At 62.3% G+C, this 22,713-nt stretch carries 21 protein-coding genes; 7 read left to right on the forward strand and 14 right to left on the reverse strand.

Annotated elements, in window-relative coordinates; translation table 11 throughout:
- Window positions 1–53: 53 nt before the first annotated feature.
- Complete coding sequence (dgcA, locus tag AC1D0I_RS11700) at window positions 54–1,037, forward strand: N-acetyl-D-Glu racemase DgcA (protein WP_477395200.1); 984 nt, start codon at window positions 54–56, stop codon at window positions 1,035–1,037.
- On the opposite strand, the gene AC1D0I_RS11705 is transcribed toward dgcA, so the two are convergent.
- Window positions 1,008–2,222, reverse strand: a complete 1,215-nt coding sequence (locus AC1D0I_RS11705) for an MFS transporter (protein ID WP_477395202.1) — start codon at window positions 2,220–2,222, stop codon at window positions 1,008–1,010. The genes dgcA and AC1D0I_RS11705 overlap by 30 nt on opposite strands.
- A 105-nt stretch (window positions 2,223–2,327) precedes the next feature.
- On the reverse strand, window positions 2,328–3,143 hold the full coding sequence (locus AC1D0I_RS11710; RefSeq protein ID WP_095085153.1) for a UDP-2,3-diacylglucosamine diphosphatase: 816 nt from the start codon (window positions 3,141–3,143) through the stop codon (window positions 2,328–2,330).
- Between the two features lie 120 nt (window positions 3,144–3,263).
- Here AC1D0I_RS11710 and AC1D0I_RS11715 point away from each other — a divergent pair, with 120 nt between their 5' ends.
- A complete protein-coding gene (locus tag AC1D0I_RS11715; RefSeq protein WP_477395204.1) occupies window positions 3,264–4,043 on the forward strand; it encodes an SDR family oxidoreductase in 780 nt (259 codons plus the stop codon).
- Between the two features lie 176 nt (window positions 4,044–4,219).
- Entirely contained in the window at window positions 4,220–6,544 is a 2,325-nt protein-coding gene (locus AC1D0I_RS11720) for an NADP-dependent malic enzyme (protein ID WP_477395206.1), read from the forward strand.
- On the opposite strand, the gene AC1D0I_RS11725 is transcribed toward AC1D0I_RS11720, so the two are convergent.
- Complete coding sequence (locus AC1D0I_RS11725) at window positions 6,545–7,165, reverse strand: DUF1287 domain-containing protein (protein WP_477395208.1); 621 nt, start codon at window positions 7,163–7,165, stop codon at window positions 6,545–6,547.
- 210 nt (window positions 7,166–7,375) lie between these two features.
- On the opposite strand from AC1D0I_RS11725, the gene AC1D0I_RS11730 reads away from it, so the two are divergent.
- On the forward strand, window positions 7,376–8,581 hold the full coding sequence (locus AC1D0I_RS11730; RefSeq protein WP_477395209.1) for a DUF2865 domain-containing protein: 1,206 nt from the start codon (window positions 7,376–7,378) through the stop codon (window positions 8,579–8,581).
- Here the strand turns inward: AC1D0I_RS11730 and gltX are convergent.
- The 6 genes from gltX to AC1D0I_RS11760 all read right to left on the reverse strand — a co-directional run bounded on the left by gltX (window position 8,499) and on the right by AC1D0I_RS11760 (window position 16,654).
- Window positions 8,499–9,872 carry a glutamate--tRNA ligase gene (gltX, locus tag AC1D0I_RS11735; protein ID WP_477395211.1) on the reverse strand — a complete coding sequence of 458 codons (1,374 nt, stop codon included), beginning with the start codon at window positions 9,870–9,872 and terminating at the stop codon, window positions 8,499–8,501. The genes AC1D0I_RS11730 and gltX overlap by 83 nt on opposite strands.
- Before the next feature lie 161 nt (window positions 9,873–10,033).
- Window positions 10,034–11,215, reverse strand: a complete 1,182-nt coding sequence (locus AC1D0I_RS11740) for a hypothetical protein (RefSeq protein WP_477395213.1) — start codon at window positions 11,213–11,215, stop codon at window positions 10,034–10,036.
- Window positions 11,216–11,478: 263 nt separating this feature from the next.
- The gene (locus AC1D0I_RS11745) at window positions 11,479–13,284 is read right to left on the reverse strand and encodes an ABC transporter ATP-binding protein (RefSeq protein ID WP_477395215.1); all 1,806 of its coding nucleotides are present in this window, start codon (window positions 13,282–13,284) and stop codon (window positions 11,479–11,481) included.
- Window positions 13,285–13,675: 391 nt separating this feature from the next.
- Entirely contained in the window at window positions 13,676–14,086 is a 411-nt protein-coding gene (locus tag AC1D0I_RS11750) for a GNAT family N-acetyltransferase (protein ID WP_477304181.1), read from the reverse strand.
- Between the two features lie 52 nt (window positions 14,087–14,138).
- Window positions 14,139–15,815, reverse strand: a complete 1,677-nt coding sequence (locus tag AC1D0I_RS11755; protein WP_095085111.1) for an NAD+ synthase — start codon at window positions 15,813–15,815, stop codon at window positions 14,139–14,141.
- 122 nt (window positions 15,816–15,937) lie between these two features.
- The gene (locus tag AC1D0I_RS11760) at window positions 15,938–16,654 is read right to left on the reverse strand and encodes a DNA-3-methyladenine glycosylase I (protein WP_477395217.1); all 717 of its coding nucleotides are present in this window, start codon (window positions 16,652–16,654) and stop codon (window positions 15,938–15,940) included.
- Between the two features lie 192 nt (window positions 16,655–16,846).
- Here AC1D0I_RS11760 and AC1D0I_RS11765 point away from each other — a divergent pair, with 192 nt between their 5' ends.
- Together AC1D0I_RS11765 and AC1D0I_RS11770 are read left to right on the forward strand one after the other, a co-directional pair.
- The gene (locus AC1D0I_RS11765; RefSeq protein WP_477395219.1) at window positions 16,847–17,410 is read left to right on the forward strand and encodes a DUF1003 domain-containing protein; all 564 of its coding nucleotides are present in this window, start codon (window positions 16,847–16,849) and stop codon (window positions 17,408–17,410) included.
- Window positions 17,407–17,994, forward strand: coding sequence for a DedA family protein (locus AC1D0I_RS11770; protein WP_477227329.1), 588 nt, complete (start codon window positions 17,407–17,409; stop codon window positions 17,992–17,994). Before AC1D0I_RS11765 ends, AC1D0I_RS11770 begins: the two co-directional genes overlap by 4 nt.
- Window positions 17,995–18,055: 61 nt before the next feature.
- Here the strand turns inward: AC1D0I_RS11770 and AC1D0I_RS11775 are convergent, their stop codons facing one another.
- The 4 genes from AC1D0I_RS11775 to AC1D0I_RS11790 form a co-directional block, all read right to left on the reverse strand.
- The gene (locus AC1D0I_RS11775) at window positions 18,056–18,643 is read right to left on the reverse strand and encodes a hemerythrin domain-containing protein (protein ID WP_477395221.1); all 588 of its coding nucleotides are present in this window, start codon (window positions 18,641–18,643) and stop codon (window positions 18,056–18,058) included.
- 40 nt (window positions 18,644–18,683) lie between these two features.
- Window positions 18,684–19,043 carry a diacylglycerol kinase gene (locus AC1D0I_RS11780; protein WP_477395223.1) on the reverse strand — a complete coding sequence of 120 codons (360 nt, stop codon included), beginning with the start codon at window positions 19,041–19,043 and terminating at the stop codon, window positions 18,684–18,686.
- 81 nt (window positions 19,044–19,124) lie between these two features.
- Window positions 19,125–19,541, reverse strand: coding sequence for a GFA family protein (locus tag AC1D0I_RS11785; RefSeq protein WP_477395225.1), 417 nt, complete (start codon window positions 19,539–19,541; stop codon window positions 19,125–19,127).
- Window positions 19,534–19,722 carry a hypothetical protein gene (locus tag AC1D0I_RS11790; RefSeq protein ID WP_477395227.1) on the reverse strand — a complete coding sequence of 63 codons (189 nt, stop codon included), beginning with the start codon at window positions 19,720–19,722 and terminating at the stop codon, window positions 19,534–19,536. Before AC1D0I_RS11790 ends, AC1D0I_RS11785 begins: the two co-directional genes overlap by 8 nt.
- A 239-nt stretch (window positions 19,723–19,961) precedes the next feature.
- On the opposite strand from AC1D0I_RS11790, the gene AC1D0I_RS11795 reads away from it, so the two are divergent.
- A complete protein-coding gene (locus AC1D0I_RS11795; RefSeq protein WP_477395229.1) occupies window positions 19,962–21,032 on the forward strand; it encodes a GGDEF domain-containing protein in 1,071 nt (356 codons plus the stop codon).
- Between the two features lie 119 nt (window positions 21,033–21,151).
- Here the strand turns inward: AC1D0I_RS11795 and AC1D0I_RS11800 are convergent, their stop codons facing one another.
- Window positions 21,152–22,525 carry a class II 3-deoxy-7-phosphoheptulonate synthase gene (locus AC1D0I_RS11800; RefSeq protein WP_095085126.1) on the reverse strand — a complete coding sequence of 458 codons (1,374 nt, stop codon included), beginning with the start codon at window positions 22,523–22,525 and terminating at the stop codon, window positions 21,152–21,154.
- Window positions 22,526–22,713: the final 188 nt, after the last annotated feature.

Here is a 22,713-nt window from a genome sequence, read left to right on the forward strand (position 1 = left end):
CAAGCTGTCGATTTGCCGACTCGCCCGTTGTTGCATAGCCGGAGCAGAAAAATATGGCGCGTGTCATTTCGGTTGAGGCAGAACGTTTCCCCATCGCCGGAACCTTCACCATCTCACGCGGTTCCAAGACCGAAGCCGAGGTCATCACTTGCACGATCAGCGAAGACGGCCACGCTGGCCGTGGCGAATGCGTTCCCTACAGGCGCTATGGCGAGACCATGGATGGTGTCCATGAGGCGATCGAATCCATGCGAGAGCGGATCGCCGCCGGCATCAGCCGGAACGCCCTGCTTGATGCCATGCCGGCTGGAGCTGCCCGCAACGCCATCGACTGCGCCCTGTGGGATTTGGAAGCAAAGATCAGCGGGATACCGGTGGCTGCTGCCATTGGCGCTGTGTCGCTAAGGTCACTTGAAACGGCCTACACGCTGTCGTTGGGTGAACCGGAGGCGATGGCGGCGCAGGCGCGTGCCAATGCGGCGCGGCCGCTGCTCAAGGTCAAGATCGGCGGCGACAACGACGTCGCCCGTATCCGCGCCGTCAGGCAAGCCGCGCCCGACAGCCGTATCATCCTCGACGCCAACGAGGGCTGGACCGACGACAACATCGCCGCGAACCTCGCCTTTGCCGCCGAGCAAGGCATCGCGCTGATTGAACAGCCGCTGCCGGCCGGCAAAGACGAGATCCTGCGCCATATCGCGCATCCCGTACCGATCTGCGCCGATGAAAGCGCGCATGAGGCTGAGAATCTCGAAGCGCTGGTCGGCCTCTACGATGCCGTCAACATCAAGCTCGATAAATCGGGCGGGCTGACAGCGGCGTTGGTGCTGCGCGATCGCGCCCGCGAACTCGGTTTCGGCGTTATGGTCGGCTGCATGGTCGGCACGTCGCTGGCGATGGCGCCGGCGGTATTGCTCGCCCAGGATGCCGATTTCGTCGACCTCGACGGYCCGCTCCTGCTTGCCCGCGACCGTGTGCCCGGCCTTGTCTACCAGGGATCGCTGGTGTCACCGCCTGATACGGCGCTTTGGGGCTGAGCGCGCCGCAAGTCCGATCAGCACCAGACCGATCAAGGCGATCGGGATCATGGCAAAAAAGCCGTCGACGCCGAAGCGGTGGTAAAGCGGGCCGGACGCCAGCGTCACCACCGCCATGAAGAAGCCGTTGGAGAAATAGGCGATGCCTTGCGCAGCACCTGTCCGCTCTTCGGAAACCGTTTCGCCGATCATCTTCTGCAGACCGATCAGCACCAGCGCCACTGAGACCGAATGCAGCGTCTGGACGCCGAAAAATCCGGCAACGCCGAGGCCGAGCGGCCACACAAGCGGAAAGGCGATCCAGCGCACGATCGCCCCGATACCCGCCATCACCATGATCGAGACAACGGAGAACGAGCTGAAATAGCGGGTGAACATCATGAACATGCAAACTTCCGCGACCACGCCCCAGGCCCACAAAAGGCCGACAACCGAATCGCTGAGGCCGATCGATTTCCAGTAGATGGAGACGAAGCCGTACAGGAATGCGTGGCTGGCGGTGATGACGCCGACACCGATCGAAAAATACAGGAAATATGGGTTGAGAAGCTTCGGCGCCACATGCTGGATGTCGGTTGCCGACAGCGGCGAGGCGCGTCGCGGACGGCCGAGACGCGGCGCCAGCAAGCCGGCCGCAAGGGCTGCGGCAAGCGATGCGAAGATGATCACCGGAACAGCCCCGGAGCCAGTTGCCGACAGGATGAAGCCACCGGCGACATTGGCGAACAGGTAGGAGATCGAGCCCCATTTGCGCATGCTCGTATAGTTCGAGCCAAACCGCCGCACACCCGAAAGTGCCAGCGAGTCGGCGATCGGCGAATGCGGCGTCCAGACGATGGTCAGCGCCAGCGACACCGCCAGCACCATGGCGTAGCTCGGGGTCAGGAAATAACCGGCCGACAGCAGCAGTGACGCCGCCACCAGCGCGACATAGATATCGGCGCGGTCCCTGGCCCTGTCGGCAAGTGCGGTCAGCAACGGCGTCGTCACCACGCGCAGGAACATCGGCGCCGCCAGAATGACGGCGATCTGCTCGGGATGAAAACCCTCGGCCTGCAGCCACAGCGGGAAATAGGGCACATGCGTTCCGAGCGGCACGAACAGCGTCGCGAAGATCAGGCTCATGCGCAGTTCGAAATGGCGCGGCTTGACGAGTTGTTCGGGCGAAAGCGGCGGCAGCGACATGAATCGATCCAATAACGCTGCACTCGACCGGACGGCAACGTGTATCGATCCCTTAACATGGGGGAAAACCGGGCGAAACCGGTTGGCCTAATCGATTGATCCGCGTCAGGCCGCCTGCCCGACCCGGTCTTCGAGGAGCAACGGGATAAACGGTTCGTCCGGCGCCTCGGGCAGCACCTGCGCCCAGGTCAGGATTTCCATGCGGCCATCGAAATGCTCGACCACCGCCGTGCAGCTTTCCACCCAATCGCCGGTGTTGATATATTGGACGTCGCCAAAATTCTCGATGGCGGCGTGATGGATATGGCCGCAGATGATGCCGTCGACATGCGAGCGGCGCGCCTCTTCCGCAAGCATGGTCTGGAACGAGCCGATGAAATTCACCGCCTTCTTGACGTTGACCTTGGCCCAGGACGAAAACGACCAGTACGGCAGGCCAAGCAGTTGGCGCAGCCGCGTCACCACGCGGTTGACCAGCATGGCCGCGTCATAGGCGTGGTCGCCGAGATAGGCCAGCCAGCGCGCATTGTGGACGACGGTGTCGAACTGGTCGCCATGGATGACGAGCAGCCGCTTGCCGTCGGCGGTCTCGTGGATGGCGCGGTCGGCGACCACGATGCCGCCGAAATGCACGCCCTGGAACTGGCGCGCGAACTCGTCGTGATTGCCGGCGATGTAGGTGATGTTGGCGCCCTTGCGCGCCTTGCGCAGCAATTTCTGCACGACATCATTGTGGCTTTGCGGCCAGTGCCAGCTCCGCCGCAGCCGCCAGCCATCGACGATATCGCCGACCAGATAGATGATGTCGGCGTCGTGATATCGAAGGAAATCGATCAGGAATTCGGCCTTGGCCGCCTTCGAGCCGAGATGAACGTCGGAAATGAACATGCTGCGGAAAGTGCGGGGCTCTTGGCCTGACATCGCGATTTCACCCTTGCTTTCGCGCAGGCTATGCCCCGATTCATGCAACAACCGTATGACGGTTGCGATTGGTCCAGCCGAAGGACTAGCTTGCCGCCGGCTCACAAGGAGAAAATCATCATGGATCTCGGCATTCGCGGAAAGAAAGCCATTGTCTGCGCTTCCAGCAAGGGGCTTGGGCGCGGCTGCGCCATGGCGCTGGCAGAAGCCGGCTGCGACATCGTCGTCAACGGCCGCAATGCGGAGCTGGTGGCCAAGACCGCCGCAGAGCTGCGCGAGCGCTATGGCGTGACGGTGACCGAAGTCGTCGGCGACGTCTCGAAGCCGGAGGTTCAGAAGACGTTGCTCGCCGCGTGCCCCGAACCCGATATCCTCGTCAACAACAATGGCGGCCCGCCACTGCGGGATTTCCGTGAGCTCGATCGGGCGAAGATCCTTGAAGGCGTCACCCAGAACATGGTGACGCCGGTCGAGTTGGTGCAGGCCGTCATCGACGGCATGGCAGCGCGCGGCTTTGGCCGCATCGTCAACATCACCTCGCTGTCGGTCTACGTCCCCATCCCCGGCCTCGACCTGTCGTCGGGCGCGCGCGCCGGCCTGACCTCGTTCCTCGCCGGCGTGGCGCGAACGGTGATCGCCCGCAACGTGACCATCAACAACATGCTGCCGGGCAAACTCGACACCGACCGGCTGCGTGGCCCGCATGACGCCGGCACACCAGAGGATCCAGCGGCGGCCGCCGCGCGCAAGACCCGCATCAGCGCCGATGTTCCGGCCAAGCGGCTCGGCACACCGGAGGAATTCGGCCAGATCTGCGCCTTCCTGTGCTCGGTCCATGCCGGTTATCTGACCGGTCAGAACATACCCGTCGACGGCGGCCTCTATGTCAGCGCCTTTTGATCGACGCGCCTGTACGCAGCAAGACTCAAATGCGATGAAATCGGCATAAACATCTGATATAATGGTGCTTTAGACGCGCCGCCGGGTAAAGCTGCCGGCGCGTCATTTAGCGTCGCGACAAACCTTGGCCGCATGCTAAAAGGACTCTCCAGGCAGATTTCGAGGGAGCGGCCGGCATGGAAGGCGAGACCAAGAAGACGGCACGTTCGGACCTCGACGAAGCCGCCCTCTACTTCCACAAGCACCCAAGGCCGGGAAAGCTCGAAATCCAGGCAACCAAGCCGCTCGGCAACCAGCGCGACCTCGCGCTCGCCTATTCGCCAGGCGTCGCCGCCCCTTGCCTGGAAATCCGCGACGATCCGGCGACCGCCGCCGACTATACGGCGCGGGCCAATCTGGTCGGCGTCGTCTCCAACGGATCGGCCGTGCTCGGCCTCGGCAATATCGGCCCGCTCGCCTCCAAGCCGGTGATGGAAGGCAAGGCTGTCCTGTTCAAGAAGTTCGCCGGCATCGACGTCTTCGACATCGAGATCGACGCGCCGGGCATTGAGCGCATGGTCGAGACAATCTCGGCGCTGGAACCGACCTTCGGCGGCATCAACCTCGAGGACATCAAGGCGCCGGAATGCTTCGAAGTGGAAGAGCAGCTGAAGGCCCGCATGGGCATTCCGGTCTTCCATGACGACCAGCACGGCACAGCCATCATCGTCGCCGCCGCTGTGCTCAACGGGCTGGAATTCGCCGGCAAGACGATATCGGACATCAAGATCGTCACGTCGGGCGCCGGTGCGGCCGCCCTTGCCTGCCTCAATCTGCTGGTCTCGCTTGGCGCACGGGTGAAAAACATCTGGGTCACTGACCGTTTCGGCGTCGCCTACAAAGGCCGCGTCGACGAGATGGACCGCTGGAAAGACCCCTATGTGAAGGACACTGACGCGCGCACGCTGGCTGACGTGATCCCCGGCGCCGACGTCTTCCTCGGTCTTTCGGCGGCAGGTGTGCTGAAGCCGGAACTGCTGCAGCACATGGCGCCGAAACCGCTGATCCTGGCGCTGGCCAACCCCAATCCGGAGATCATGCCGGAAGCGGCGCGCGCCGCCCGTCCCGATGCGATGATCTGCACCGGCAGGTCGGATTTTCCCAATCAGGTCAACAACGTCCTGTGTTTTCCCTACATTTTTCGCGGTGCGCTCGACTGCGGCGCCAGTGCCATCAACGAGGAGATGAAGATGGCGGCGGTGCGGGCGATCGCGGCGCTAGCCCGCGAGGAACCGTCCGATGTCGCGGCCCGCGCCTATTCTGGTGAGACGCCAATCTTCGGGCCAGATTTCCTGATCCCCTCGCCCTTCGATCCGCGCCTGATCCTGCGCATCGCCCCGGCCGTCGCCAAGGCAGCCTGCGACACCGGCGTCGCGACAAGGCCGATCACCGATTTCGCCGCCTATATCGACAAGCTCAACCGCTTCGTCTTCCGCTCCGGACTGGTGATGAAGCCGGTGTTCTCGTCCGCTAAGGCATCGACCGCCAAGCGCGTCATCTATGCCGATGGCGAGGACGAGCGCGTGCTGCGCGCCGCCCAGGTGGTGCTCGAGGAAGGCATCGCCGAACCGATCCTGATCGGCCGCCCGCACGTCATCGAAGTGCGCCTGAAACGCTATGGCCTGCGTATCAAGCCCGGTGTCGACTTCGGCCTGATCAATCCGGAGGACGATCCGCGCTATCGCAACTATGTCGACCTCTTGATCGAACTCGCCGGCCGGCGCGGCGTGACGACGGAAGCCGCCCGTACTATGGTGCGTACCGACAACACGGTGATCGCCGCACTGGCGCTGAAGCGTGGCGATGCCGATGCGATGGTCTGCGGCCTCGAAGGACGTTTCGAGCGGCATCTGCGCAACGTCACCCTGATCATCGGCCCCCGCCTCGGCATCAAGGATCACGACCTGTCGACGCTTTCGATGCTGATCTCGCAGCGCGGCATCATCTTCCTGACCGACACGCATGTCTCGGTCGACCCGACCGCCGAGGAAATCGCCGAGATGACCGTGCTGGCGGCGGAAGAAATCCAGCGTTTCGGCATCGAGCCGAAGGCAGCGCTGCTGTCTCATTCGGATTTCGGCTCGCGCGATTCGCCGAGCGCGCTCAAGATGCGGCAAGCGGCCGCGATCCTGGCGCGCATCGCGCCCGAACTGGAGTGCGACGGCGAGATGCACGCGGACACGGCTTTGTCAGAGCATCTGCGCCAGCGCGTTTATCCTCACTCCAGACTGAAGGGCGAAGCCAATCTGCTGGTGTTCCCCAACCTCGATTCGGCCAACATCACGCTATCCGCGCTCAGGACCATGATGGACGCGCTGCATGTCGGACCGATCCTGCTCGGCACCGACATGCCGGCGCATATATTGACGCCGTCGGTTACCTCGCGCGGCGTCGTCAACATGACAGCGCTTGCCGTGGTCGAAGCCGCTCACAAGGCACAGGCGGTCGTCAATCTGGGCTGATCAGGCAGGCGCGAAGCGGAAATGCCCGGTCTGCTTAAAGGCGAACAACGTGTCGTCCTCGTGGGCGCCCTGGCCGATATTGTGGATGACCAGCGCCCTTTCCGGCACTTCCGTTGAACGATTTGATGAGACGATGGCGATATGCGGCAGGTTGCCGGGCAGCATTTGAGTAACGAGGTCGCCCGGTTGAAAGTCGACGGGATCCTGGCTGACCGGCATGGAAACACCACGCCGTCCAAAAAAGACGGCAAGGTTCTGCACCCGGCGATGGTCGATGTTGCGGTCGGGCGCTTTCAGGCCCCAAATCTTCGGATAGGCCGCGAAATCAGCCAACATATCCTCATGCACCAGCCTTTGCAGGTCGAGCCCGAAGGCGCGGCGATAGGCGCGGACCACGACATCGGTACACACACCCCGCTCCGGCGCGACATCGCCACCCGGATAGGTCAAGCGCATATAGGTTGGGTCGTAGAGGATGGTGACACCGATCTGCTCACGCGCGGCGTCGACCAATCGACTGCGCCAGTCCGGCGCATCGGGCTCCTCCTGCGCCATGGCAGCGGGCGGCGCCAGGCACAAGAGAGCGAGTTGTAGCGCGGTTCGACGGGTAATCGCGATCATGCCAAGCCTCCGGGTCGCGCTGGATTCGGGCATTTTTTCTGGGCGAATACGCCTTTTTCATGCAGCGTCGGAATCTCACGGCAGAGACTGAACCCGAACATCCGCGACGGCGCGTCTCTGGGCTAAGACCATCTTTGGTTGTAGATTGAGGGAACGATTAACCGCGAATCCGGTAGCATCGCACAGGCAAGCAGGCGGGGTTTTCGGACTATGACGGGCGAAAGGTGGAAGCTGACGCATGTTGCTGCGCTGCTTGGCGCGCTCGTGCTTTCAGCCATCGCGGTCACCGAGCCGCAGGCCGCCTCGCGCGTCTGCCGTCAGTTGGAAGCCGATCTTGCCGCTGCCTCGCGCGGCGGCGCTGGTGGCGCGGCTTTGATCCGCAAATACGACGCGGCAATTGAAAGGCAGCGCGAACAGATCTCCAGGGCCCGCAGCCAATCCAGCAGTGCCGGTTGCGGCTTTTCGCTGTTCAGCCGCAATGTCAGAGAATGCGCCGGGCTCAACGCCACCATCGATCGCATGACTGCCAATCTCGATAGCCTGCAGGCCAAGCGCGCCAAGCTCGCCAGCGGCGGCTCGCGCCGCGACCGTGGCCGCATCCTGGCGGCGCTCGAGGCCAAGGGTTGCCGCGACGACACCGTTGCACCGCAGCGAGCGCYGCTGCAGGAAGCGAACCGTGAAGACGGCAACGCAAACCTGTTCGAACAGCTTTTCGGCGGCAACAGCCAGCAGCTCGATGCGCTCGATGAGCCTGACGATCCGGGCGAGGAGCGCGATGTCAGCAGGGTGCTCAACCGGCCCGGCGTACCGGATTTTTCGAGCGTCGGCGGCGGCGAGTTCCACACCACGTGCGTGCGCACCTGCGACGGCTATTTCTTCCCGATGTCGAATTCGGCTTCGACGAGCGATTTCGAGCGCGACCAGAAGAATTGTGAATCAAGCTGCCCCGGCACAGAGATGCAGGTCTTCTATTCGCGCGGGATGGATGACGATTCGGCTGAGATGACGTCATCGGTCACCGGCCGGCCCTACAGCGAATTGCCGACCGCCTATCTCTACAAGCAGTCCAACATGCCGCGGCCGCCGGCTTGCGGCTGCAACGCCGCGCGGAATTTCCAGGTCATCGCCGGCAACCCGCCGAATCCTGAGCAGTCCCAGCCCGAAACGGATGCGACACCGTCCATTCCGGTTCCGGCTACCAAGCCCGATCCGGGTACCGATCCGGAAACCCTGGCCAATGTGGAGGGCGGACTCGACCGCGAGGCGATCAAGCGGCTTTCCGCCAAGCCGGTGACCTCGCCGGTGTCAGCCTTGCCACCGGACCAGCGCAAGGTCAGGGTCGTCGGGCCAACGTTCCTTCCCGACCCATCAGCGGCAATAGATCTGCAAGCTCCGGCCCCGAAGGCAGCCCGGTAAGCGCGAGCCTGAGCGGCATGAACAGCGCCTTGCCCTTGCGGCCGGTTGCTTCCCTGATCTTGCCCGTCCACTCTTTCCAGACTGTCCCGTTCCAAGGTTCCTCCGGCAGCAGGTCGAACGCTTGACCCAGGAAATCGCGGTCGTCATCGGAAAATTCCGGCCTCTCCTGCGGGCCCTCGCGCAAGATGCGCCACCAGCTTGTCGCATCGGCCAGCCTGTCGAGATTGCCGCGCACCGCAAGCCAGAACGGCTCGGCCTGGTCACCCGAGACGCCGAGCACGATCAGCCGGTCTTGTGCCTCGGAGAACGGCATATGGTGCAACAGCGCCCGGTTGAGCACGAAGAGCTCGTCAGGATCGAACTTGGCCGCGGATTTCGATGTCGCCGCCGGATCGAAGCGTTCGGCGAGTTCGGCCATCGTTGGCACAGCCGCGACATTCTCCGAGGTGCCGACCAACACGGCGAGCGAAGCGACGGCCATCGGCTCGATGCCGTCCTCGCGCAGGCTCTCGATGGAGAGCGCGCCGGTGCGTTTCGACAACCCCTCGCCCGATGCCGTGGTCAAAAGGTTGTGGTGGCCGAACACCGGCGGCTCGGCAGCCAGCGCCTGGAACAGGGCGATCTGCACGCCGGTGTTGGTGACGTGGTCGTCGCCGCGGATGACATGGCTGACGCCCATCTCGATGTCGTCGACCACCGAAGGCAGCGTATAGAGATAGGTGCCGTCCTCGCGCACCAGAACCGGGTCGGAGAGTGAGGCAAGGTCGACGGTTTCCTCGCCGCGCACCAGATCGTTCCAGTGAATTTCGGTACGTTCGGGTTGTAGTGGATCGCCTGAGAAATTGGGCAACAGGAAGCGCCAGTGCGGGCGGCGCCCATCGGCCCGGTATTCGGCGATCTGCTCCGGCGAAAGCGCCAGCGCCTCGCGGCCATAGACCGGCGGCAGGCCGCGCGTCCGGCGCACCTTGCGCCTGAGGTCGAGCTCCTCCGGCGTCTCGTAGCAGGCGTAGAGAACGCCGGCCGCCTTCAGCCTCTCCACCGCCGCGTCATAGACCTCGAAACGCCGCGACTGGTATTCGGTGGCATCCGGGAAAATGCCCAGCCAATGCAAATCGTAGAGGATGGCGTCGGAGAATTCCTGCTTCGAGCGGGCAATGTCGGTGTCGTCGAAACGCTGGATGAAGCGGCCCTTGTTGTTCATGGCAAACAGCCAGTTGAACAGGGCGGTGCGCGCATTGCCGATATGAATGCGGCCGGTTGGCGACGGGGCGAAACGAACGGTAACTGTCATGAGCGGGGCGTACCGGATGCTTTTGTGATTGACAAGACGCGCCCCCGCGCGGTGCGGCAGACATAGAACAGGACGCGCGCAATGAAAAGACCGGGGCGGCGTGCGCTCAGTCGGCGTATAGACATGCGTGCTGGCGCCGACGAACAAGTCGTCGAAGGCGATCAGCGGCCGAAGTCATCGGAACTGAGGCGGGTCCAGCGGTCGCCCATCAACCCACCGATAAAGATGTCGCCGGAGCGGACCGCTTCCGTGACCTCAGCGATCCGCGAGCGAACCATCGTCCCCCCGGCATAGCGGAAGAAGACATTCTTGTAGCCGAAGAGTTGGGGCATGAATCTGCCCTGCGTCTGCCCGCTGATGCCCGCGCAGCCCATATCCCACGCGGTCGCGATAAGGCCATCCAGCGTCGCGCCCCAGTGGGATCCTGAGGCCTGGATTTGCAACAGGTTCGCAATGCCGCCGGCTTGACCGTAGAAGGCGTAGCAACCGAGCATCTTGCCCGTTTCGTCGTAAGTCCCGCCGAAATGAAGTGGCCCGTCGGCCCGCTTCTCGGCCGCCAGCGCGAGCAGCCGTGTCAGCTCGCCATCCCTCCAACTCGGCCGAAGCGAGTAATCGGACAGGAGGGTCGGCAGCCGCTCGGCAAATTGCGCTGCATCGATCGGCTCACGGTGGACACGATGCGACGACGAAGGCGGGACGGGGTGCTCGAACCTTCCATTAGCGAGAACATCGAATGCTCTCGCGCAGGGATCGGTCGCCAAGCGAGGCAGGCCAGGCCATTTGCGGTGCAGTGCGGCGGCGGCCATAGCGGCCGGCCGGAAAACACAGGTCCATCCCAGACAATGGACCGGCAGCAGCTGATACTTCATCGGGCGCGCGAAGGCCAAGGATGTCCGGTTGGCCGAATCGGTCAGCTGCAGATCGAATTTTCCTTGATTCAAGGCACGCAGCAATTGCGGTCCGGCCGAGCCGTGATCGGTGCCGGGGTCGGCCATGAGCGGACCGATGATTGCCGCATTCAATGCCGTTCCGTTGAGCTCGTAGCGGGCTTTCAGGACGCCGAGGAACCCACCTAGACGTCCTTGCGGGCTGATCTGGACCAGAGCGTTGCTCTCACCGGGCTGGCCGGCAGGCCCAAGATAAATCGTTCTCATATATTCGGCCGTGTCCGCGATCGCGCGATCGAGGAGGTGACGCCGCCGCTGGCGAAACTTCGCCAGGAAGAGTGCGGCGACGCTCTCGAGATCTTCGGCAGCGAGCGGCCGAACCGAGCCGTGCCGAGTTTCCAGCACCGACGGCGCAGCCACCTTTTCCGAACCGGCATTTGCGGAAACAAGATGCATCTTGAAGCCTATCTGCCGCAGAGCGAAATCCTGGGCAGGTTAGTCGGATTCCAGGATATGCATAGACCGTCTCTGGGTTGCCTAGAGCAGGCTTATACCAACCAGTAGTAGAAACAACGTAAACAAGACGTCTCAAAACTCAGGATCTGGAACGCCCTGGATATGGTTCGCGTCACTCCAACCGACTGACGAAAGCCCGCTCTATTGCAACCGCGATGGAGCCCGAGAGGTGGCCTCCGGCCGGAGCCGGAGGCCACTTCAGATCAGATGACCAGTCCCTTGGTCAGTTCGAGCGCCTGACGCTCGAACAGCCGGCGGTAGATGCCGCCCTTCAGCCGGATCAGCTCGTCATGCGAGCCTTCCTCGACGATCTTGCCGCGATCGAAGACCAGCAGCCTGTCCAGCGCCCGCACCGTCGAAAGCCGGTGCGCGATGACCAGCGTCGTGCGCCCGACCATCAGCCGTTCCATCGCCTGCTGGATCAGGACCTCCGATTCCGAATCGAGGCTCGATGTCGCCTCGTCCAGGATCAGGATGCGCGCATCGGCAAGGAAAGCGCGCGCGATCGCCACGCGCTGACGCTCGCCGCCCGACAGTTTCACACCGCGTTCGCCGACCAGCGTGCCGTAGCCCTTCGGCAGGTTGGCGATGAAGTCATGCGCACTCGCCAGCCGCGCCGCGTGCTCGATCTCATCCTGCGTCGCCGTCGGCCGGGCATAGGCAATGTTCTCGGCCAGCGACCGGTGGAACAGGATCGGCTCCTGCTGGACGATGGCGATCTGCCCGCGCAGCGACGCCTGCGCCACCTGGGCGATGTCCTGGCCGTCGACCAGGATTCTTCCCGCATTGACGTCATAGAGCCGCTGGATCAGCTTGACGAAAGTCGTCTTGCCCGAACCCGAATGGCCGACGAGGCCGACACGTTCACCCGGCGCGATATCGACCGAAAAGTCGCGATAAAGCGGCGATCGGTGATTGCCGTAGTGAAAGGTGACGTTGTCGAAGCGGATAGCCCCCAGCGTGATCCGGATCGGCTTGGCGCCGGGCCGGTCCTCGATGCCGAGCGGTTCGGACTGGAACTCGACCAGCTCCTCCATGTCGTTGATCGAACGCTGCAGGTTGCGGATATGGGTGCCGATATCTCTGAGATATCCCTGCAGCACGAAGAACGACGTCAGCACGAAGGCCACGTCACCGGCGCTAGCCTGCCCCCACGACCACAGCATCAACACCAGGCCGATCACCGCGGCTCTCATGACCAGCAACAGCGCTCCTTGCGTGGTACCGTTGATGGTCCCGCGCACCCAGGTCCGCCGCGTGCGCGCACGCCATTTGGCGACGACCCTGGCGAGGCGTCGCTCTTCGCGTTCCTCGGCGCCGAAGCCCTTGACCACGGCGTTGCAGCTCACCGCGTCGGCCAGCGAGCCGCCGAGGCGCGTGTCCCAGGTGTTGGCGAGCCGCGCAGCCGGTGCGACATAGCCGAGCGACAACATCGCCGTCACCGCGATGAACAGCACCGATCCGGCGGCAACGACCACGCCCATCAGCGGCCAAAACCAGCCGAGCAGCAGCGTCGAGCCAACCAGCATAGCGACGGACGGCAGCAGCGCGATGAGGATCGTGTCGTTGAGCAGGTCGAGCGCCCACATGCCGCGCGTCACCTTGCGCACGGTCGAGCCGGCAAAGCTGTTGGCATGCCAGTCGGTGGAAAAGCGCTGGACGCGATGGAAGGTGTCAGCGGCGATATCGGCCATCATCTTCAGCGTCAGCTCGACGATCGCCATGAAGGCAAGGTTGCGCAGCACGACGCCGGTCAACGCCAGCGCCATCAGCATCGAGAACACGGTCATCGCGGCATTCCAGGCAATGGCATCGGCGCCGGCGCTGCTGGCGACGGCGTCGACCAGCCGGCCTGAATAAAGCGGCGTCAAAACGTCGGCCAGCGTCGACAACAGGAAGCCGCCCATGATAAGCGAAAGCCGCCACGGCTGACGCCGCCAATGGGTGAGCGTGAAACCAAGAACGCTGCGAAAGGCGCTCGCGCGCAAATCGATTCTGAAACGAGCCATGATGTCATTCGGGCGCAAACGAGCCCGATCCCAGTAAGGTCGAAAATTGAAGAAGCCGCGCAAGGGGCTAGCGATTGCCCAGAATGCGGAGTGGCATATTTGGCGTCTCGCCCGTAATCGGGCGGCGACCGGCATCGGCATAAGCCTGTGCTCAATCCGGCATCGGCGCGAGGGCAAACCCTCGCTGAGCGCCGGATGAGACCTAGGCTTCGCGGCCTCGCATTACCATTTGAAATACAGCCATTCGGACCTCCCGCAAATGAATCGCGGAACGGTCCTTATAAAGACGCCCCGATGCATCGCCAAGATCGGCTCATGTCGAAAGTCTATCTGGTCCAAGCACTGAGGTTATTTTGCAACAACGGCGGATGTCGCCATGGTCGCACGCTCGTCATTGCGGAATGCGATCGAGGCGCATGTATCGACCATCCGTCGATGCCTTGAAGCCCAGTTTCTCATAGACCCCGTGTGCGTCGCTGGTCGACAGGCTCCAGTGCGAAACCGTGCTGAGTTCGGGGTGGTCGATGAGTGCCTGGACCAGTCGCGACCCTATGCCCTGCCCGCGATGCTCCGGCCAGATGATGATGTCGGCAAGATAGGCAAACACCATGCGGTCGGTGATCGCCCGGCCGAAACCGACTTGTTTTCCATCTAGATAGGCGCCCACACAAAGCGAATTGGCAAAGGCTCGCCGATGGAACTCATCGTTGCGTCCAGCACCCCAATAGCTGGCCATCAACAGGTCGGATGTCGTTCGGAAATCGATCCGTGATATGTCGAAGCTGATCTCACACTCGGGCACGGCTGCACCCTTGCCCGCGAGATGGCGCGGGCTTTCGGTCCACGACCGCCATCTAGCTGCGGTCCCTGAAACGGTTGGTGATGGGATAGCGGCGGTCGCGGCCGAAGTTCTTCCTGGTGATCTTCACGCCCGGTGCCGCCTGCCGGCGCTTGTATTCGGCGATGTAGAGCAGGTGCTCGATGCGTGTCACCGTCGCCCGGTCGTGGCCGCGTGCGACGATGTCGTCGACTCCCATCTCGTTCTCGACCAGGCATTCGAGGACATCGTCCAGCACCGGATAGGGCGGCAGCGAATCCTGGTCGGTCTGGTTCTCGCGCAATTCCGCCGACGGCGCCTTGTCGATGATGTTCTTCGGAATGACCTCGCCCGAAGGCCCGAGCGCGCCCGGCGGCACGTGGCTGTTGCGCCAGCGCGACAGCGCGTAGACCTGCATCTTGTAGAGGTCCTTGATCGGATTGAAGCCGCCGTTCATATCGCCGTAGAGCGTGGCGTAGCCGACCGACATCTCGCTCTTGTTCCCGGTGGTGACGACCATCGAGCCGAACTTGTTGGAGATCGCCATCAGGATGGTGCCGCGCGCACGGCTCTGCAAATTCTCCTCGGTAATGCCTTCCTTGGTGCCCTCGAAAAGCTGCGTCAGCGTGTGCAGAAAGCCCTCGACCGGCTCGAAGATCGGCACGATGTCATAGCGGCACCCGAGCGCGCGGGCGCAATCCTCGGCGTCTTTCAGCGAGTCCTTCGAGGTGTAGCGATACGGCATCATCACCGCGCGCAGGCGTTCTTCGCCAAGCGCATCGACGGCCAACGCCGCGCAGATCGCCGAATCGATACCGCCCGACAGGCCGAGCACGACGTTCTTGAAACCGTTCTTGTTGACGTAGTCGCGCAGGCCAAGCATGCAGGCGCGGTAGTCGGCCTCCTCCCTGTCCGGGATCTTCGACATCGGCCCTTCAGAGCAGATCCAGCCGCCATCCGTTCGTTTCCAGGTGGTGACGTCGACCGCTTCCTCGAACTGGCTCATCTGGAAGGCCAGCGTCTTGTCGGAACCGATTGCAAACGACGCACCGTCGAAGATCAGCTCGTCCTGGCCGCCAAGCTGGTTGGCATAGATCATCGGCAGCCCGCATTCGATGACTTGGCGGATGACGACCTGGTGGCGGACATCGATCTTGGCGCGATAGTAGGGCGAGCCGTTCGGCACCAGCAGGATCTCGGCCCCGCTTTCGGCCAGCGTCTCACAGATGCCGACATCGCCCCAGATGTCCTCGCAGATCGGAATCCCGATCCGCACACCGCGAAAATTGACTGGCCCCTGGATCTCGGGTCCAGCCTGGAAGACGCGCTTTTCGTCGAATTCGCCGTAGTTCGGCAAATCGAGCTTGTAGCGCTCGGCGATGATCTTGCCGCCATCGGCGAAGACGATCGAATTGTGCGTGCCGCTCTTGCGCTTCAGCGGCGTGCCGATGATGACGCCCGGGCCGCCATCGGCGGTATCGGCGGCAAAGTCCTGCGCCGCCTTTTCGCAGGCCTTTAGGAAGGCCGGCTTCAGCACCAGATCCTCCGGCGGATAGCCGGCGAGGAAGAGCTCGGTGTAGAGCACGACATCGGCGCCCTGGCGGGCTGCATCCGCCCTCGCCTCGCGCGCCTTGGCGAGATTGCCTGATATGTCGCCAACAGTCGGATTGAGCTGGGCCACGGCGATGCGCAGGATGTCGAGCTTCTTGGTCATGCTGCTGACTTAGCGCGGCAAATTTGCCCGAGCAATGGCGTTCGTTTGGACCAATCCAGACCGAATGACATATGTCATTCGTGTCCAGACCAATTGTCAGATCGCCGCTGGGCGACCGGGAATCAGTCGTCGCCCATATATTCGCGCAGCGCTTCCGGCGAATGGTTGTCGCCGATCGACATCGCCAGGATGCGCGAAATATGCCGGCGCGGCAGGCCCGTCTCCGTCGCCCACTGATTGATCTGCTTCTGGATCTTGTCGAGATCCTTCTTCGAGGTCGGGCTTTCGGCGATGTCGAGGCCGGCATCGCGCAATGCCGCACCCATATCACCCGAAATGACGAAGGCATCCCAGCCCAGCCAGCGCAGGAAATACTGGCTGGTGTTGCCGCCGAGCCGGCTGCCATGCTTGCCGAGATAGGCCATCAGCCCGACCTGATCGTCCGCAGGCCAGTCCGCAACGAATTTGCCGAAACCGCCATATTCCTTCGACACCCGCTCGACGAAGGCAGCATTGTCGCGCACCGATTTGATCTTCTGCGGATTGCGCACGATGCGCTGGTCGGCCGTCAGATCGTGCCAGAAATCATCGGGCTGGAACAACAGCCGCTTCGGCTCGAAGTGGAGGAAGGCCTCTTCGAAGCCCGGCCATTTCTGTTCGATGACGCGCCAGACGAAACCGGCGGCAAAGACGCGCTCGGCCATAACAGACAGAATGCGATCGTCAGCGATGTCAGCCACGGCGGCATTGTCGGGCGCCGGCCCCAAAAGTGACGAAAGCTCCGCCTCACCGCCCTTGCGTTTTGCCGCACGCAGGCGAATTTTCTGAAAATCGGCCATCGATCCCTCGCTGTTCGCGACAATGTAACACTTCCCGTGAGGGCCGGCAGCCTCTACCTCTTAGTGCATGTCGCTCAAAAGTGGCCCCGGTTTTGAGACAACGACATGCATGAGAACAAAGACCTACAGCGCGTCGCTTGAATCCGTTTCAACGCGACGCGCTTTAGGCAAGCCAAGACCTTGGAGACGGCCATGAACAAGACGATCGACGACCTGGCGAACCGCTGGCTCAAGCGACGGCCGGACGGCCTCAGCCAGCTCGAAAGCCGAGTGCTGCAATCGACGCTCGAACGCACCACCATTTCGCGGGACACCAACAAGGCCGTCGCCTTCCATCAGACCTTTGGCGACCGCCTCGCCGATACGATTGCCCGCATCGGCGGCTCGTGGTCCTTCATCCTGACCTTCATCGCGTTCCTGGTCCTGTGGACCGCCGGCAATGTCTGGCTCCTGTCGCGCGACGCCTTCGACCCCTACCCGTTCATCTTCCTCAACCTCGTGCTGTCGATGATCGCCGCCTTGCAAGCGCCGGTGATCATGATGGCGCAGAACCGCCAGACCGAGCGCGACCGCATCGACGCCGCCCACGATTACGAGGTCAATTTGAAAGCCGAGATCGAGATCATGGCGCTGCATGAAAAGCTGGACGAACTCCGCCACGGCCAGATCCTCGGCATGCGCGACGAGATGGTGCGGCTGGCCGACCTCGTCAAGCGGATCGACGAAAGGCTGTCGCAGCAGCAGCCGCCTTCATGACCGAAACGATCCATCATCTCATCGAACAATACGGACTGCTTGCCGTCTTCCTCGGCTGTGTCGCGGAAGGTGAAAGTGCGGCCATCCTCGGTGGCTTCTTCGCGCACCAGCAAGTCTTCGTGCTGTGGCATACCGTCCTGGCGGCCGCCCTTGGCGCCTTCGTCGGCGACACCTTCTTCTTCATTCTCGGACGAAGCTTTGCCGACCATCCCTACGTCGTCAGATTGCGCAGGCGGCCTGGTTTCCGCCGGGCCTTTCGCCTGCTCAACACCCATCCCGACATCTTCGTGCTGTCGAACCGCTACATCTACGGCATGCGCCTTGTCGGCGGCATCGCGGCCGGCCTTTCCAACATCGCGGCGCCGCGTTTCATTATCCTCAACGCCATGTCATCGGTGATCTGGGCTGTGCTGTTCAGCACGGTTGGCTATGTCTTTGGTTTGGGGGCCGAACACTTCGTCGGCCAGGCATTGATGCATCACGAGCGGTTGCTGGTCGGGCTTGGCATTGGTTTGACGGTGGCCGTGTTTGCCTGGCTGATCGCCCGCCACGTCGCGAAAAAGGAACGGACCAGGGAAAGCTGAGATCTTTGGTTTCCATGCATGTCGTTGCCCCAAAGCCGCCAAGCACTTTGAGCGACATGCATCAGTCAATACCAAGCGCGACATCACCCCGATCGAGGATCAGTGGGATGATCAGGTCTTCCTCGTCGGCAAGGTGCCTGGTCAGCATGGCGATCAGCCGGCTGTTTTCGTCGGCATAGGCGTCGGCGGCGAAGCGGCGTCTGTCTTCGCTCTCCTGAAGCGTCTTGATGAAGGCGTCGGCGGCCTCGGCATTGCGCTCCAGACCTTCATGGATGGTGTGATGGTCGGCATCGAGGATCTCGAAACCGCGCTTCAGCCGCGTCTCCGCCTTGGCGAAGACCGGGAAATAATGATGATCCTCGACATTGTGGTGGCCATCGAGATCGCCGAGAAAATGGTTGAGGCGTGGCGCGAACCAGCGCGCGAAGTCGGGCGCTGTCAGCCTGCCCTCGCGGTAGTCGCCAATGCCGTTGGACAGCATGCCGCCGAGTTCGCGGAACATGTCGTGACGCTGCAGCCACATATTGGCGACGCCGTGGATGTTGGCGTGGCCCTGCCAGTTTTCGCGCGGGTATTTCTCGGCCAGCCAGCGCAAATCGTCCGGCAGGCCTTTGCGCTCCAGAAGCAGAAGGTTTGTGACTTCAGACATTACGGTTTCCTTTAGTTACCGTCATGTAGTGGCCGGGATGCTAGATCGGTAGCCCGGTGATGCGTTCGATGATGGCGATACCCCAGACGCCGGCGACGATGATCACCGAAATCAGTACCGCCAGCGAACCGCAGTCCTTGGCCAGCTGGATATCGACATTGAATTCGCGGCTGAAAGCGTCGCAAGCCGCCTCGATGCCGGTGTTCARCACTTCGACCATGATCAGAAGCAGCACCGCTCCGATCAACAAGGCATAGCCACTCCACGAGATCGAAACGAACCAGCCAAGAGGCAAGGCGAGCGCGAGCAGCATCAGCTCCTGCTGAAAAGCCTTCTCGCTGACCGCCAGCTTGCGAAACGCCCGCACTGAATTGAAAAAAGCGTCGATCAGCCGCTGCATGCCAAACCCCTTTGCGAATCACCGGCACGGGATAATGCAATGGCTGGCCAGATCAATGGAATAAGGCGATTTGTCCAAGATTCATTCAGCGACTGGTATGGACGGCGTCGACTTTTCAAACTGCGGCAGCCCGTCGTCGATCGAATAATAGTCGCCCTTGTCACCGACGAAGATATGGCATTCGCCCTCAAGGCCCGTCGGCGCGTCGAACGATCCCGCCATGACCGAAACGTAGCCCTGGTCCTGCGGCTTCCAGAACAGCAGAGACCCGCATGCCTTGCAAAAACCGCGCCTGGCGAAGGAAGACGCTTCGTACCAGGTGATGCTTTCGCCACCCTCGATGACGATGTCGGCGTCTGCAACGTTGGTCGCGGCGTAGAAGTGACCGCTCTGCTTCCTGCATTGCGAGCAGTGGCAATAGGCGACGCCGCGCAGCGCTCCGCGGGTTCTGAAGCGAACCGCTCCGCACAGACACGATCCGCTGTGACTGTCACTCATTTCGCCCCTCCTTGAAGAACCTGTGCCTAGCATCAGCTTCGTCGTCAGGATTCCAGCTTTGCTGCAGCCATACGTAAGCAAATGCGACATTTGCTGGTGTGGCGATACCGAAATCCAGTTTCATTTTTTGCAGCGCGTGATGCGCGAATTTCGCATTCAAACCCACCAAACTGGCGTTCATCCCGGATTGTTGGTGCGCAAATTGCAGCCTCCACAGCACACAAGAGAGAGAAAAACCGTGGAACCTCAGCGAATTAAGGAAACTTTAGCGCTCCCGCATTTATGGTCATGGCGAGCGAATGTCGCAGGTGGGGACGCGTCTGTTCGCAAGTTGTTCTGGGTTATCGGGCCTTCCCCGGTTGGCGACAAATGGAACCCCCAAGTTCTGCGGCGGGATCCAAGGGGAAGAGTGATCAGAACATGCAGGCGGCAGCTGTCCCAACCGAACGAAGCACCGATATCGCGGCCACTGTCGTCGCCACAATGCGCCAGTTGGGCGTGCTCGGCCTTCCCCGCAACTACGAGATTTTCTACGAGGCACTGAGCGGCACCAATCGCGAACTCAGCCTCGCCGTCGTTTCGCTGAGCAACCGGCCGACACAGGATGAACTGGACCAGATCGGCCGCGCCTTTTTTGCCCACAACCACGGCCCCGGCATCGTCGAGCATGCCAGAGAGGTGATTGCCAGGGAGCTCGAGGAGGTCGCTTCGCTGTTGAGGAGCGAGCGCAGCCACATCGAGAAATACGGCAGGATCCTCGACGAGACATCTTGCGGACTGAGCAACCGCAGCCTTCTCTCCCAGGATCTTTTGCAGAAGATCGCCAACGCCATGACGATTGCCACCAATTCGACGATCGACCACGGCCGGCAGGTGGCCTCGACGCTCAGCGACAAGACGGCCGAACTCGAGAGCGTCAAGTCGAAGCTCGAGGAATACAAGCGGCTGGCCGACACCGATCCGTTGACCCATATCTGGAACCGCCGCGCCTTCGACAAGGAAATCACCAGGATCTACAACAGCAACAAGGGTATCCTGTTCAACGCCCTGATCCTTGCCGACATCGATCGCTTCAAGGACATCAACGATCGCTACGGCCACCCGGTCGGCGACAAGATCATCCAGATCATCGCCGACATCTTCCAGACCAGCATTCGCGGTGACATGTTCGTCGCCCGAACCGGCGGCGAGGAGTTCGCGCTGATCATCGAGGGCGCCAGCGAGGACGCAACCTACGAGATCGCGGAGCGCATCCGCGCCCTGATCGAGCAGACGCCGTTCACCAGCAGCCAGACCGGCACGAACTACGGCACCGTCACCGTCTCGATGGGCATTTGCATGGCATCCGAAGCCGAGGGGCCGGAGGATCTGTACACCAAGGCCGACCGGGCGCTGTATCGCTCCAAGGTCAGCGGCCGCAACCGCGTCACCAGGCATTCGACGATGGCCGGCCGCGCCGGCAAGAGCTGGCTGCTCTACAAGAAGGACTAAGCGCCCCATCCGCCTCGGCCCGGACTCGCCGGCCTGCGGTGGGAACGCGGACGCTGAAAAGGAAAAGCGCCGGATTTCTCCAGCGCTTTTTTCCGTCAACGTTCAGGCCGAAATCAAGCTTAGCCGTTAACGGCCTGCTTGTGCTGCACCGGGTGGCTCTTCTTCAACAGGTCAGAGACCAGGAAGGCCAGTTCGATCGCCTGGTCGGCGTTGAGACGTGGATCGCAATGCGTGTGGTAGCGATCCTGCAATTCATCGGCGGTGATGGCGCGGGCGCCACCGGTGCATTCGGTGACGTTCTTGCCGGTCATTTCGACGTGGATGCCGCCAGGATGCGTGCCTTCGGCGCGATGCACCTCGAAGAAGGTCTGCACCTCCTTCAGGATGCGGTCGAACGGCCGGGTCTTGTAGCCGGCGGCCTCGATCGTGTTGCCATGCATCGGGTCCGACGACCACACCACGCTGCGGCCTTCCTTCTGCACCGCACGCACCAGCTTCGGCAGATGGTCGGCGACCTTGTCGGAGCCGAAGCGCGCGATCAGCGTCAGCCGGCCGGGCTCGTTTTCGGGGTTGAGCAGGTCGATCAGTTCCAGCAACCCATCCGGCGTCAGCGAAGGGCCGCACTTCAGGCCAAGCGGGTTCTTGATGCCGCGGCAATATTCGACATGCGCATGGTCGGGCTGGCGCGTCCGATCACCGATCCAGATCATGTGACCCGACGTGGCGTACCAGTCGCCGGAGGTCGAATCGACGCGGGTCAGCGCCTCCTCATAGCCGAGCAGAAGCGCCTCGTGGCTGGTGTAGAAATCCGTCTCGCGCAATGCATAGTTGGTTTCCGAGGTGATGCCGACGGCCTTCATGAAGTCCATCGTCTCGGTGATGCGGTTGGCGAGTTCACCGTACTTCTCGCCTTGCGGGCTGTCGGACACGAAGCCGAGCATCCAGCTATGCACGTTCTCCAGGCTGGCATAGCCACCCTGCGCGAAGGCGCGCAGAAGGTTGAGCGTCGCCGCCGACTGGCGGTACGCCATCTCCTGGCGAGCAGGATCCGGAATGCGCGACTTGGCGTCGAACTCGATGCCGTTGATGATGTCACCGCGATAGCTCGGCAGAGTTACATCGCCCTTGGTCTCGTTGTCGGACGAACGCGGCTTGGCGAACTGGCCGGCAACACGGCCGACTTTCACCACCGGCTGCGCGCCGGCAAAGGTCAACACCACCGACATCTGGAGGAAGACGCGGAAGAAGTCGCGGATGTTGTCCGCGCCATGTTCGGCAAAGCTCTCGGCGCAATCGCCACCTTGGAGAAGGAATGCATCACCGGCAGCGACAGCCGCCAACTGCTTCTTCAGCTTGCGCGCCTCACCTGCAAAAACCAGCGGCGGAAAGGTGGCGAGCTGGGCTTCCGTGTTCTTCAGCGCGGCAAGGTCCGGATAGGCAGGAACCTGCTTGATCGGCATCGCTCTCCACGAATTCGGCGACCATTTCGTCATCGCTGCACCCAAAGCTCTTTCCGAGCAATTCCAGGAAAAGCGTGAAACGGTTTCCGTCCGGAATTGYGTCAAACAACAAAGCGAGCGCCGTCGCCCGCCGATCCACCCCATTTGGGGATCGCGGCTCCTTACACGAAGCCGATTTCCTATTCTAGACCGGATTTGTCCGGCTGGCGAATGCACCGGCT

Source organism: Mesorhizobium sp. P2_D1, assembly GCF_056404455.1.